This is a genomic window from Kaistella jeonii, from assembly GCF_000812865.1.
Taxonomy (GTDB): domain Bacteria; phylum Bacteroidota; class Bacteroidia; order Flavobacteriales; family Weeksellaceae; genus Kaistella; species Kaistella jeonii.
The window spans coordinates 53,311-65,218 of sequence record NZ_JSYL01000003.1; the positions used below are offsets into that span (position 1 = coordinate 53,311).

An 11,908-nucleotide genomic window follows, 5' to 3' on the forward strand; every position below is an offset into this window, starting at 1 on the left:
GGTTTTAGGTGGCAGGAAATTAATTAGTAAAAATTTCTAAAAAATTATACTTTTTTAAAGGCATCAAGTGTTGAATATTTCTGGTTTTTATAAACTTTTACGATCACGTCAAAAATTTTGTCTCGCAGGGAAAAACCAATAATTCCCAAAATGGCTAAACTCCCAACTGCAGGATAAATTCCGAAGAAGTGTTTCATTATCGCAAAAACGCCCATCGGTAAAATCATTTGTGGAAGGAGAAGCAGCATGATTTTCATGTTAAAATTATTGCCACCACCGAAAGATTTACTTTTTGAGTTCAGATCAATTGGTTTTTTGTTGAAAGCTCCTGCTAAAAGCGTGATGTAGGAATTAACGCCTAAATTATACAAACCCGCAGCAAGAACCGTTAAATAAAACTCCCAACTAATGAGAAGATAAGCTGAAGCCAGAATGATCGAAACAGAAATTCCGATGATGATCAGCGACCATTTTCCTTTTAAATATTCTTTATACGGAACATTTTGTGTCATCATCAAAGGAAAATACGAACTGTCCCAACTGGGAACTCGCTGACCAAACATTAACATAAATCCACCAGTGACAAAAATTCCCATAAAAACTCCCATAAAACTATTGTCGTATCCTTTAGAATAAGTCAGTAAACCATAAAATAGAAAGAAGAAGCTCATTGTTAAAGCCGATTTCGCCGCTTTACTTCTTTTCAAAAGGCGGATATCATTATTGATGAAAGTTCCCATTACACCGTAGCGATTTAAGAATACGATATTTTCAGTTTTTCCTTCTGTAACTTTTAATTCTAATCCTTTATCGAGGTAAAAGTTTCTGTAAATTTCCTGATAAGCGACATATGCTGCTAAGATTGCCAGAATTACTGGAATAAGAAACACTCCAAAATATTGATAAAAGCTATAGAAGATTTTCTGCGAATAGTGAGACAATTGGATGACTTTATAATATTCTAAAGCGCCAAAAATCGCCATAATTCCGAAGACGGTTATGACAACTGCATTTTTTCCGTTAAGTAAAATATTGAGGAAATTATTAAAATAGAAAACCGCTAAAATTCCAATGGTAAACATCAAGACATGAATCACCGAAAATTCGCCATCAAAAATAAGAAGTCCGGCAAAAGGGAGAAGAAAAAGCAAATTTCCCCAGTTGAAAAAATTTACAAGAACTTTGACCATGGTATAATTCACCAGTTTTTTTTTCGAAATTCCTAAAGTGAGAAAAGGTTTGATGTTTTGCGTCGGCATTTGTTGCATGAAATATCGAACCAGCAAATCAATTGCCCAATAGTAAATAAAATACTTACAAAAAATAAGCACAGGATCAACATGCAATTTTTCCGTCGCGAAGAAATAAAGCAGAAATGGAAGAGCCAAATAGGCAAAACTGAAATAAGCCATTCCGAAAAACATCAAAATTTTCATCCCAAGATTGGTTCCGAACTGCGGATTCCGTATGAAATTTTTGAATTCGAACTGGATGAGTCTTCGGTACATTTTCTTAGTTTTATGATAAGTCTAAAAATAAGAAAAATGTTACAGATAAATTATTTCATCAGTTCTCTTGCCTGAGAAACTGCGGCATCAGTGATCTTGCTGCCAGAAAGCAACTGCGCGATTTCCTGTAATTTTTCGTCGTGATTCAAAAGAATGATCGTCGTTTGGGTTTTCCCGGAAACTTCTCTTTTGATGACTTTGTAATTATTATTTCCTTTCGCCGCAACCTGTGCAAGATGGGTGATCACGATGAGTTGCATGTTTTCTGACATGTCTTTCATCACATTTCCCATTTCTTCTGCGACTTTACCGGAAACTCCGGTGTCGATTTCATCCAGAATTAAAGTCGGAAGTTCTGCATTTTCTGCCATCAGTTTTTTAATGGAAAGCATTACGCGGGATCGTTCACCACCTGAAATTGCAGTCTGGATCGGCTTTAGAGGAAAACCTGCATTTGCCTGAAATAATAATTGAATATTTTCTTTTCCGAAATTGTTATAGTTTTCAACTGCAGTTAACTGAACTTCGATTTTGGCTTTTTCTAAACCTAACTGATTCAGTAGTTTTTCTGTTTTTTTTATGAAATTTGGAATGGCTTTTTTTCGATTCTGAGATAATTCGTTTGAAACTTTTTCTAAACTTTGAGAAGAAGCTGCAATTTGCTTCTGAGTGCTCTCTATTAAAAACTCTAATTCTGCAAAACCAGTTTGTTCGTTCTGCATTTCATCGCGAATTGCCTTCAGTTCATCGACGGAATTTACTTTATGCTTCAGAAATAAAGTATTAATTTTATTGAGTTTCGAAGACAGATCGAGCAAGGTTTCAGGATTTGTTTCCATATGTTCAGCTTCGTTTTGAAGGTCGAAAACGAGATCTTTCAATTCAACAAAAGTTTCCTCAAATCTTTGATTTAACCTTGAAAATTCATGAGAAAGAGAAGCAACTTTTGATAATTTCGTTTTTACATCGAGCAATGAATCGAGAACGCCAATTTCTTCTGCATCCATTTTATTGAAGATCAAAGAAAGGTTTTCGATGATCGTCTCAGCGTTTTCATATTTGCTTAATTGATCCTGAACTTCTTCCAGATCAAATTCGTCCAGATTTGCGTCCAACAATTCCTCGAGCAAAAATACTTTGTAATCGTTTTCTTTATTGCCTTCAAGAAGCTGTTTTTTAAAATTCTCTAGTTCTTTGATTAACCTTTTGTAAACTAAAAACTCTTGCTGATAACTTGTAATTAAGGTTTTGTTTTTCGAAAGTCCGTCGATCATTCGAAATTGATATTCCTCATCAAACAAATTGGAAGTTTCAAATTGGGAATGAATATCGATGAGCTTTTCAGAAAGTTTTTTCAATGTCTCCAAAGTAACAGGAACATCATTGACAAAAGCGCGGGATTTACCGGTGGGTAGAATTTCTCTTCGGATAATCGTTTGATTCTCAAAGTCTAAGTCGTTTTCTTCAAAAAAAAATTTAAACGTTTCATTTAAATTAAATTCAGCTTCAACGATACTTTTAGTTTCGGAACTTTGAGTTGATTTTACGTCTGCTCTTTCGCCCAAAATTAAACGCAGCGCACCAAGAATAATTGATTTCCCAGCACCAGTTTCTCCCGTAATTACCTGTAAACCCTTGTTCAAAGTAATTTCGAGGGAATCAATAAGCGCAAAGTTTTGAATGAAAATTCTTGAAAGCATATTTTGAAAAATCAATTACGAAATTATCAGTTGAATTTCGGTTTGTAAATTTAAGACTTTAAAAGAGATTTCAATCTTATTTCCACTTATTCCATTTGCTGTCTATATCTTTTGGAGATAAAATAGTGAGCAGGGATTTAAGATCTGCCATATTAATATTGGCATTATTTCCAGTGTTAAAAATATCGAAGATTTCTTGCTTTTTGGTGTCAATGAAAATATTCACCGGATAATTCATCTGAAAATTATTTTCGTACGCTTTCAATTGTAAAACTGCATCTGCAATAATCTTTTTCCCCGCTGATTGGTCCTGTTTTCCAAGATTATCTAAACCGGCACGATGATATGTGTAATAAAGGTTTCGAAGGGTGTTTTGTTCAGGCTTCAACATGTTATCGACTAAAGCTGCTCTGGTTTTTGGGCCTTCAATTAAAGACCATCCTTCGAAACTTTGATTTTGAGAATTATTTAAAATTTTCTGCGCTTTTTCGAACCAAGGTTGTCCACCTTTTACTTTGAAACTGTCGCCGTCGTAACCCAAAATAGTATAAACGTAAAAACTGATTACATCAATTAAATTTTTGCCGGAAAATTGTCTTTCATTAAAGACGAGATTTTCATTTTCGGTATAATCAAACGAAAATTTGGTATCGTTGAGGTTTAAAAGTGGCGTTTCATAAGTCGTATTGAAAACAGGTCGAACTGCCTGTACGACAATACTTGCTTTGAAATTACTGCTCCCAGATCTTTCTGCGATTACGATGGCGAAATTGCACTTGATCTTTTCTAAATTCTGCAGTTTTTTTCCGGTCCAGCTTGTATTGTTGATAAAATCTCTTAAATTTTTTTCTAAAGTTTTATAAACCTGTGTATTGCTTCCGCCAAGCTGTTGCGCGTTGACCTGAACATTTGCCAAAAGCTCCTGAGAGAAGCTTAATTGAAAGGTAAAAATAAGGAGGAATATTGTAAAAAGTTTCTTCATGTTTGATGTAAAATTTGAAAACGGAAATTTAAGGATATTATTTTGAAATCTGTTCTTCCACGAAATTTAAAATGTCTTTTGCGACGTCGTTTTTTGATTTCAAAGTAAATTCTTTCACTTCGGTTTTTGTAATAATTTTAATTTTATTGGTGTCGCTTTTAAATCCTGCTCCTTCATCGCGAAGAGAATTTAAAACAATCATATCGAGATTCTTTTTCTCTAGTTTACCTTTTGCATTTTCCTCTTCATTTTGAGTTTCAAGTGCAAAACCTACCAGAAATTGATGGGTTTTTCTGTCGCCCATCGTTTTCAGAATATCCGGATTTTTTATGAGTTCAATTGTTAAAGAATCATCATTTTTTTTGATTTTCTCCTGGGAAATTTTTTTTGGAGCATAATCTGCAACCGCAGCACTCGCAATCGCAACATCGCAATTTTCGTAATGTTTGAAAACTTCGTCAAACATTTCTTTTGCAGAAGTAACACGGTGAACTTTTATATTTTGATGATTGGTTGTCTGCGAACTTGGACCGGAAATTAGAATCACTTTTGCGCCACGATTAGCAGCAACTTCTGCTATCGAAAAACCCATTTTTCCAGAAGAATGATTTCCGATAAATCGCACAGGATCAATCGCTTCATAAGTTGGTCCAGCTGTAATCAACACTGTTTTTCCGACCCAGGTTTTTGATTTAGATTGTGAATTAAAAAAATCTTCTATTTTTTCGACGATGGTTTCTGGTTCTGCCATTCGACCTTTTCCGGATAATCCACTGGCTAATTCACCATTTTCTGCTGGAATAATAAAATGTCCGAAATCTTCTGCCATTTCTAGATTCTGTCGTGTAGAAGGATGTTGATACATATCCAAATCCATCGCAGGAACAATAAACACGGGGCATTTTGCCGACATATAAGTAGCAATAACCAAATTATCACAAATTCCATGAACCATTTTAGCCAGAGTATTTGCAGTGCAAGGAGCAACTAAAATCAAATCTGCCCAAAGTGCAAATTCCACATGATTATTCCAGGTTCCATTTTCAGAATAAAAATCGGAGAAAACAGGATTTTTAGAAAGCGTAGAAAGCGTTAGTTTCGAAACGAAATTTTCAGCTGAAGGTGTCATTAAAACTTGAACTTCCGCTCCTTTTTTAATAAGGTTTCGTACAAGGTAAGTGATTTTATACGCAGCAATACCACCAGAAATACAGATGAGAATTTTTTTACCTTGAATGTTCATGTCAGTGACCGTTTATAGTTTAACGAATTTACTTAAAATTTTAGAAATAGAAATTTGGAAGAGTGAAATGATCGAAACTGTAGTTTTTAAATAATAAAAGTCACAAAAGCATAAATCTTTTGTGACTTTTATTATATTTGGAAAAACCCAGAAGTTAGTTTCTTTCGTCGGTATTTCTAAAATAAATATCTCCATCTAACCATTCGCGAATTGCGATGGAAGTAGGTTTAGGAAGTTTTTCATAATGTTTAGAGATTTCAATCTGCTCTCTGTTTTCAAAAACTTCTTCTAGAGTAGAATTATGCACTGCAAATTCGTCTAATTTTGCATGAAGTTCTGTGCGAATTTCTGCATTGATCTGCTCCGCTCTTTTCCCCATGATTACGATGGCTTCATAGATAGAGCCCACTTTTTCCTCGATTTTATCTTTGTCGTAAGTTATTGTACTTAATTCGGCTTTAGAATCTTTTACGCTCATTTTCAGTGAATTATTAAATTGATAATTTTGCAAATATACGGGTTATTTTTGGATTTGGAAAGTCGCAGCAGGAGAAGGAGTAGCAAGTGCTGCACTGTCTCTTTTGATCTGATCGCTGTTTTTTTCTGCGTTTTTCAAATCTTTCTCCGCATTTATTCTTACTTCTTCAACTTTCTGTTTATCCATAAGTTCTCTTCTTCGGTCTTCAACTCTTTTTTCTAACACCAAGAAATCTTCTTTTGCTTTTGATAATTTTAGTTTTAAATCTTCTGCAGTTTTTGCATTCTCAGTATTTGGCATTTCTCTTTCAACTTGCTTTGTAAAAGATAAAGCGTTTTCGATTCTATCTTTTTTCAAATCGTAAACAGAGTTTAAAGCCAGTTCATATCTTGATTTCAAGATGTAGTCATAAATTTTCGAACGAAGTTTGGTACTTGGGAAATCATCTAAAACATTTTCAAAAGCAACATTAGCAGCTTTGTAATCAGCTATTTTATAATATTGTTTCGCGTTTTCATACGCTTTGAATTCTAATTTGTAAGTCAATTCATCAATGAGTTCATTAATATTTTTTGACTTTTCCGAGTTCGGATAATTATTTAGGAAATTCTGAAGTTCGTTGATCGCCAAATCTGTGTTGGTCTGATCGAGATTGTAATCCATTGAACCTTCATAAAAACATAAAGCAGACATATAAGACGCATCTTCCGCTCGCTTATCCTGTGGAAAAGTTACCGCGAAATTTTTGAATTGATGTCCCGCTAATTTATAATTTTTATCGTAATAATTCGCATACGCAGAATTGTAAACGACGTTTGGCGCATCATCGGTTCCTGCGACCAAATTGGATAATCTTTCATAGAGAGCAAGTGCATCGCTCCACTTTTTCTTTTCGAATTTTTCGTTGGCAACTTTCAAGATAAAATCTTTATCTGCACTTTTCATCGCTAAGCCTTGCTGTCTGTTACACGCAGACATTGCGAAAAATGCAAGAAGTACTATCAAATGTTTTTTCATAAATCTATTATAGCAGAAAATAATTTTAAATAATTTCTGCGGTTAAGTTTGCAAAAATATCATTTTTTTATCAATAGATTTTCTTTTATGATTATTTAACTAATATTTTAACGGTAAATATTCATAATTTTTAAAAAAAACAGCTTTTTAATAGGCTTGATATCCAATTACGGAGAAAACCGTGATCAAAAGATTTGCCTGAATCTTTTTTTCAGCCTCTACTAAATAATTTTCTTCTTTACCCGAAACATACAATTCATAAAAATTTTTGTTGCGGATCACGAAAAGAGAAGATCCCACGATGAGTGTCAAAATATCTTCCGGTTTTGGGGTATTGGTGAAAACTCCAGAGGCAACCCCTTTTTTAATCACATCATCTATTTTAGTGGTAAAAGTCGTGTAAAATTCGAGCAGATCATCTTTTAAATGTTCCGTATGACGAAGTTCCTGAGTTACGAAACCATGAAAGTAATTATATTTAAACAATTGATTTACTACATATTTCACCAGTTCTTTCATCTGCATTTCTGGTTTTCCTTCTTTTATAATTTCAGCAAATTCTGCAAAGCTTTCTCTCGTTTTCTGAACTCTGTATCGGTAGAGGTAAGACATCATTTTTTCCTTGGAGCCAAAGTAGTAAGAAATCATTGCAACATTAATCTTGGCTTCAGTAGAAATATCCCGGATTGAAGTTCCCTCAAAGCCTTTTTTTGCAATTAATTTCTCAGCCACATCCAAAATATGGATCTGTTTTTCTGAAAATTTCTTCTTCATGGTGTTTTATTTCGAGTAAAGTTAATGAAATTTTAACACAATTTATGTTACTATTTTATCACTTGTTTAGATTTTTCGGTATTTTTGAGAATGCAATTTTTTGATTTTCACCACCACGATTTCAATAATGAATTCGGGATTTTTAATTTGAAATTTAAAGAAGAATTGCCCGAGAATTATTTTTCTGCGGGAATTCACCCCAATTCAATTTCGAATAATATGGAGGAACAATTTCTTTGGTTAAAAGAAATTTCTAAGTCAGAAAAGTGTGTTGCGATTGGAGAGTGTGGTTTAGATGGTTTGATCGAAGTTGAAGAAAAACTACAGGAAGTAGTTTTTGAAAGGCAGATTTTCCTGGCGAATGAAATTCAAAAACCTTTAATAATTCATTGTGTTAGAAGATTCTCTCGCTTAATTCCTTTTAGGAAAATATCGAAAGTTCCCATTATCGTGCACGGTTTCAACAAAAGAAAAACAATTGGTGAAGATCTGCTCAGAAATCAGTTTTATTTAAGTTTTGGAAAATCAGTTTTGTATAATGTAAATTTGCAGGAATTTTTAAGAGAATTTCCATTAGATAAATTGTTTCTGGAAACGGATTCAGCTGACTTTGAAATCGAAGAATTATACCGAAAAGTGGCTTCAATAAAAAATCTTGAATTAGAAGATTTACTTCAAATAGTGAAAGGAAATCTCCAAAACATACAAATTTCAATATAAAAATGCAGAAAAATTGGCTTGAAAGAACAGAACTTCTAATAAAAGGAAACGGCATTGAGAAACTTCAAAATGCAAATCTGCTCATCGTTGGCTTGGGTGGAGTTGGTTCTTTTGCGGCAGAATTTCTGGCAAGAGCGGGTGTAGGGAAAATGACGATCGTTGATGGTGATATTGTAGATATTACGAATATCAACAGACAACTTCCTGCGCTTCATTCCACGATTGGAAAATCAAAAGTAGAAATTGTTGCAGAAAGGCTTTTAGACATCAATCCAAAGTTAGAACTACTTAAAATCAACGAATTTCTTAACCCAGAAAAGATGGAAGAAGTTATTGATTCTCAGAAATTTAATTATATTTTAGACTGTATTGATAGTGTTACGCCAAAGGTTACGTTGCTGCTAATGGCGAGAAGGCGAAAAATAAAAGTGGTAAGTTGTATGGGAGCCGGTGGAAAAGTCGATCCTGCGAAAGTGATGGTGCGAGATATCAGCAAAACTTACAATTGTTTTCTGGCAAAACAAGTTCGAAAACGACTGAAAAAAGAGAATATCGATAAAGGAATTCGCTGTGTTTTTTCCAACGAAATTCAAAGTGAAGAAAGTTTAGAAATGACTGATGGCGCGAATTATAAAAGATCTTTCTATGGAACGATCAGTTATATTCCGGCAATTTTCGGGCTTTACGCGGCTGCAGAAGTCATTAATTATATAATTGAAAAAGATGAGTGATCTTAAACTTCCGAAGGAAGAAAAGTTGAAACATAAAAAAGATATTACTTTGCTTTTTGAAAAAGGCAAGTGGAAAACTTGTGACAATTTAAGAATTATCACTCTTAATTTAGATAAAAAACCACAGGAAGATTTCTCTTTTGACCGACAAAAAGTGGGAGTTTCAGTTTCTAAGAGGCATTTTAAAAAAGCAGTTCACCGCAATAGAATTAAAAGATTATTGCGTGAATGCTATCGTTTGAATAAAGAACTATTTGTTGAAAAGTTCGGAACAAATTCGATATCGATGCTTTTTTGGGTTTCTACTCAAAAGCCAGCTCATTTTAAAATTGTAGAAGAAAATTTTTTAAAATTGTGTGAATCAGTGAAATAAAATTTCAGAATCAGATCACGGTTTTTGTAGATTTGGAAAACAATAATTTAAAACTTGTCACAAATGTTAGATCACATTCCTTATTTACCTTATTTAATAAGCGCTTTTATCGGTATAGGATTAGCTGCAGCAACAGGTTTTAGAGTGTTCTTACCGATGTTTGCCGTAAGTTTGGCATCGCACATGGGCTGGATTCCACAAAACGAAAACTTTCAATGGTTGTCGGGTTTACCAACACTTATTACAACCGGAATTGCGATGATCGTTGAGATCTTGGCATATTATATTCCCTTTGTTGACCATCTTTTAGATACCATTTCGATTCCTTTGGCAACGGTTGCAGGTTCGGTAATGTTTGCAAGTCAATTTGCAGATATTGGAACATTTCCACAATGGGCTTTAGCATTAATTGCGGGCGGAGGAACAGCCGCGGCGATCAGTTCGGGATTTGCAGGAACTCGTGCCGCATCTACAGCGACAACAGGAGGTTTTGGAAATTCTGTCGTCGCAACCACTGAAACTGCAGGCGCCGGAATTATGTCATTTTTAGCACTAGCTGCACCCGTAATTGCTTTTATTGCTGCAATTATTTTGATAATCACGGTGTTTGTTTTAGGACGAAAACTTTGGAGAAAATTCAGGAATTTTAATTCTGATAGAAACGCCAAAACGATCCAGGTAGAATCGATCGATCGGAAACATTTAGAATAAACAAAAAACGCTCATTAACGAGCGTTTTTTTTATGGATTTTTTCGAAGTTCTTTGATCTCCTGAATTTTCTCTTTGAATAGATCTTCTTTGTGTGGATGTTTCGTCGCTAAAGTTTCGTACGCTTTAATTGCTTTTGCATAGAGTTTTTGATCTACGTAAAGATTGGCTAAAGTTTCCGTCATTAAATGTGAAATATTCGTTCCTTTTTCTTTCACGACAAAATCAGATTCTTCCTTCAGTTTAGAAATTTTCGGTTCTTTTTCAATGAATTTTTCAATGACTGTATTCTTAACTTCAACTTTAGAAATAACTGATTTTTCTTCGATAATTTCTTCTTCTCGGTCAATTTTCAACCAGGTTTGCCACGTATTAATGAAATTGGTAACATTACTGCTTTCGGTGATCGGTTCCGTTTCTTCAACTTTCTGAATTGCTTCCTCCGCTTTTTCCAGTTTTGGAGACTCGATCGGTGAAACTTTTTGCGTTAAAAAGGAAACATTTAAAACCGGTCTTTCTTCTAATTGCTTAAATTCAATTTTTGGTTCAGAAAGTTCTTTATCATCAATACTATTTTTGATGATAACAGATTGCTCTTCTGTTTTTACCTCAGGTTTTTTATCAATTAAAGAATATGGAGTATTGCCCGAAAACTGCATTGGTTTCCACGCAGATTTTTCTATTGCAACACGTTTCTCCTTGATTTCTTCTTTTACTGAAGGTTTTTCTTCCGATATCTCTTCATTCTGAGTTTTTGTTTCCAAAATAACTTCCAGTAATTTTTCCGGAGCAATTTCATTTTTGACAGGAGCCACTTCTAATTTTTGATTTTCAGAGAAATTAAGGTCATGATTGTGAACCGGTTCAATCTCTAAGACCTTATCTTTTTTTGAAGCTTTCACTTTTGCTTCCACTTCAGCAATTAAACGCTGCATTTCTAAATCCTGTTTGCTCAGTTGTGGTTTTGGAGCGACATAATTCTCTTCAGTATTGTTGGACTTTATTTTAACATCAGGAAGGAATTCTTCCAAACCATGAAAACTTATTGTAGACAGATCTTCAACTACAGGTTTTTCCTTAGAAATTGCAAGTTCATTAATGATGGTTTCAGGTGTGAAACTTTCTGCATCTGCCATTTCCGTAAATTCAGGTTTATCTATGGGATTTGAAATGTTTTTTTCTTCCTCCTTAATAATGCTTTGAGTCACTATTTTTCCAGATTCTAAAGTAGATTGAATATCAATTTTTTCGTTTTCTCTTTCCAGAAAATCTTCTTCGCCTTCAAATAAAATTCGGTTTAAATTGCCTTCAACAAAAACAGGTTTTGCGGTTGGTTTTTCAACAATAATTACCTCATTATAGATTTTTGGTTCAGGAAGTTCTTCGACAGATCTTGTCTCAACTGGTGGTTTCTCTGTATGATCTGGCGCCGAAATTACATCTGTTTTTTTATTGATCAGCTGATAAAGAATTTTTTTATCAGTGGTGTATGCTGCGGTTAGCGAAAGTTCTTTTTGATAATTTTCAGTATCAAATTTGTGGGTTCCAAACAAGTGTATTGCTCTGATATTCTGCAAATAAGGATGTTGCTTTATCTCAGAATTTAGCAGATCTAAATCTTGATTTTGGATGATTTCGTGGTTCTTTATTAATTCTAAAATTCTTGCGTTCAT

At 34.0% G+C, this 11,908-nt stretch carries 12 protein-coding genes; 4 read left to right on the top strand and 8 right to left on the bottom strand.

Annotation, left to right across the window (positions count from 1 at the left end):
- Nucleotides 1–44 precede the first annotated feature (44 nt).
- The 7 genes from OA86_RS06665 to OA86_RS06695 form a co-directional block, all read right to left on the bottom strand.
- Nucleotides 45–1,508, bottom strand: coding sequence for a DUF5687 family protein (locus OA86_RS06665; RefSeq protein WP_039350770.1), 1,464 nt, complete (start codon nucleotides 1,506–1,508; stop codon nucleotides 45–47).
- Nucleotides 1,509–1,558: 50 nt separating this feature from the next.
- A complete protein-coding gene (locus tag OA86_RS06670) occupies nucleotides 1,559–3,208 on the bottom strand; it encodes a DNA repair protein RecN (protein ID WP_039350773.1) in 1,650 nt (549 codons plus the stop codon).
- Nucleotides 3,209–3,284: 76 nt separating this feature from the next.
- A complete protein-coding gene (gene porD / locus OA86_RS06675) occupies nucleotides 3,285–4,190 on the bottom strand; it encodes a type IX secretion system protein PorD (protein ID WP_039350776.1) in 906 nt (301 codons plus the stop codon).
- A 37-nt stretch (nucleotides 4,191–4,227) separates the two neighbouring features.
- Nucleotides 4,228–5,433 (bottom strand): bifunctional phosphopantothenoylcysteine decarboxylase/phosphopantothenate--cysteine ligase CoaBC, encoded by a 1,206-nt coding sequence (gene coaBC / locus OA86_RS06680; RefSeq protein ID WP_039350779.1) that lies wholly within the window; start codon nucleotides 5,431–5,433, stop codon nucleotides 4,228–4,230.
- 154 nt (nucleotides 5,434–5,587) lie between these two features.
- Nucleotides 5,588–5,911 (bottom strand): DNA-directed RNA polymerase subunit omega, encoded by a 324-nt coding sequence (locus tag OA86_RS06685; protein ID WP_039350782.1) that lies wholly within the window; start codon nucleotides 5,909–5,911, stop codon nucleotides 5,588–5,590.
- Between the two features lie 42 nt (nucleotides 5,912–5,953).
- Nucleotides 5,954–6,928, bottom strand: coding sequence for an outer membrane protein assembly factor BamD (locus tag OA86_RS06690; RefSeq protein ID WP_039350785.1), 975 nt, complete (start codon nucleotides 6,926–6,928; stop codon nucleotides 5,954–5,956).
- Nucleotides 6,929–7,075: 147 nt separating this feature from the next.
- Entirely contained in the window at nucleotides 7,076–7,702 is a 627-nt protein-coding gene (locus OA86_RS06695; RefSeq protein ID WP_039350788.1) for a TetR/AcrR family transcriptional regulator, read from the bottom strand.
- 90 nt (nucleotides 7,703–7,792) lie between these two features.
- Here OA86_RS06695 and OA86_RS06700 point away from each other — a divergent pair, with 90 nt between their 5' ends.
- The 4 genes from OA86_RS06700 (at nucleotide 7,793) to OA86_RS06715 (ending at nucleotide 10,237) form a co-directional block, all read left to right on the top strand.
- The gene (locus OA86_RS06700) at nucleotides 7,793–8,422 is read left to right on the top strand and encodes a TatD family hydrolase (RefSeq protein ID WP_039350792.1); all 630 of its coding nucleotides are present in this window, start codon (nucleotides 7,793–7,795) and stop codon (nucleotides 8,420–8,422) included.
- A 2-nt stretch (nucleotides 8,423–8,424) separates the two neighbouring features.
- A complete protein-coding gene (locus OA86_RS06705; protein ID WP_039350796.1) occupies nucleotides 8,425–9,153 on the top strand; it encodes a tRNA threonylcarbamoyladenosine dehydratase in 729 nt (242 codons plus the stop codon).
- Entirely contained in the window at nucleotides 9,146–9,526 is a 381-nt protein-coding gene (gene rnpA, locus OA86_RS06710; RefSeq protein WP_039350799.1) for a ribonuclease P protein component, read from the top strand. The genes OA86_RS06705 and rnpA overlap by 8 nt, the downstream gene beginning before the upstream one ends.
- A 63-nt stretch (nucleotides 9,527–9,589) precedes the next feature.
- Nucleotides 9,590–10,237: a DUF4126 domain-containing protein gene (locus OA86_RS06715; protein ID WP_039350802.1), complete on the top strand. Its 648-nt coding sequence runs from the start codon at nucleotides 9,590–9,592 to the stop codon at nucleotides 10,235–10,237.
- A gap of 30 nt (nucleotides 10,238–10,267) precedes the next feature.
- Here OA86_RS06715 and OA86_RS06720 read toward each other — a convergent pair whose 3' ends face one another.
- The gene (locus OA86_RS06720; RefSeq protein ID WP_039350805.1) at nucleotides 10,268–11,908 is read right to left on the bottom strand and encodes a DUF8458 domain-containing protein; all 1,641 of its coding nucleotides are present in this window, start codon (nucleotides 11,906–11,908) and stop codon (nucleotides 10,268–10,270) included.

What these genes read in the sequence shown, in the direction of transcription:
- coaBC (WP_039350779.1), bottom strand. Translation starts at nt 5,433, where the DNA reads ATGAACATTCAAGGTAAAAAAATTCTCATCTGTATTTCTGGTGGTATT.
- OA86_RS06700 (WP_039350792.1), top strand. Translation starts at nt 7,793, where the DNA reads ATGCAATTTTTTGATTTTCACCACCACGATTTCAATAATGAATTCGGG.
- porD (WP_039350776.1), bottom strand. Translation starts at nt 4,190, where the DNA reads ATGAAGAAACTTTTTACAATATTCCTCCTTATTTTTACCTTTCAATTA.
- OA86_RS06690 (WP_039350785.1), bottom strand. Translation starts at nt 6,928, where the DNA reads ATGAAAAAACATTTGATAGTACTTCTTGCATTTTTCGCAATGTCTGCG.
- rnpA (WP_039350799.1), top strand. Translation starts at nt 9,146, where the DNA reads ATGAGTGATCTTAAACTTCCGAAGGAAGAAAAGTTGAAACATAAAAAA.
- OA86_RS06705 (WP_039350796.1), top strand. Translation starts at nt 8,425, where the DNA reads ATGCAGAAAAATTGGCTTGAAAGAACAGAACTTCTAATAAAAGGAAAC.
- OA86_RS06720 (WP_039350805.1), bottom strand. Translation starts at nt 11,908, where the DNA reads ATGAACGCAAGAATTTTAGAATTAATAAAGAACCACGAAATCATCCAA.
- OA86_RS06665 (WP_039350770.1), bottom strand. Translation starts at nt 1,508, where the DNA reads ATGTACCGAAGACTCATCCAGTTCGAATTCAAAAATTTCATACGGAAT.
- OA86_RS06715 (WP_039350802.1), top strand. Translation starts at nt 9,590, where the DNA reads ATGTTAGATCACATTCCTTATTTACCTTATTTAATAAGCGCTTTTATC.
- OA86_RS06685 (WP_039350782.1), bottom strand. Translation starts at nt 5,911, where the DNA reads ATGAGCGTAAAAGATTCTAAAGCCGAATTAAGTACAATAACTTACGAC.
- OA86_RS06695 (WP_039350788.1), bottom strand. Translation starts at nt 7,702, where the DNA reads ATGAAGAAGAAATTTTCAGAAAAACAGATCCATATTTTGGATGTGGCT.
- OA86_RS06670 (WP_039350773.1), bottom strand. Translation starts at nt 3,208, where the DNA reads ATGCTTTCAAGAATTTTCATTCAAAACTTTGCGCTTATTGATTCCCTC.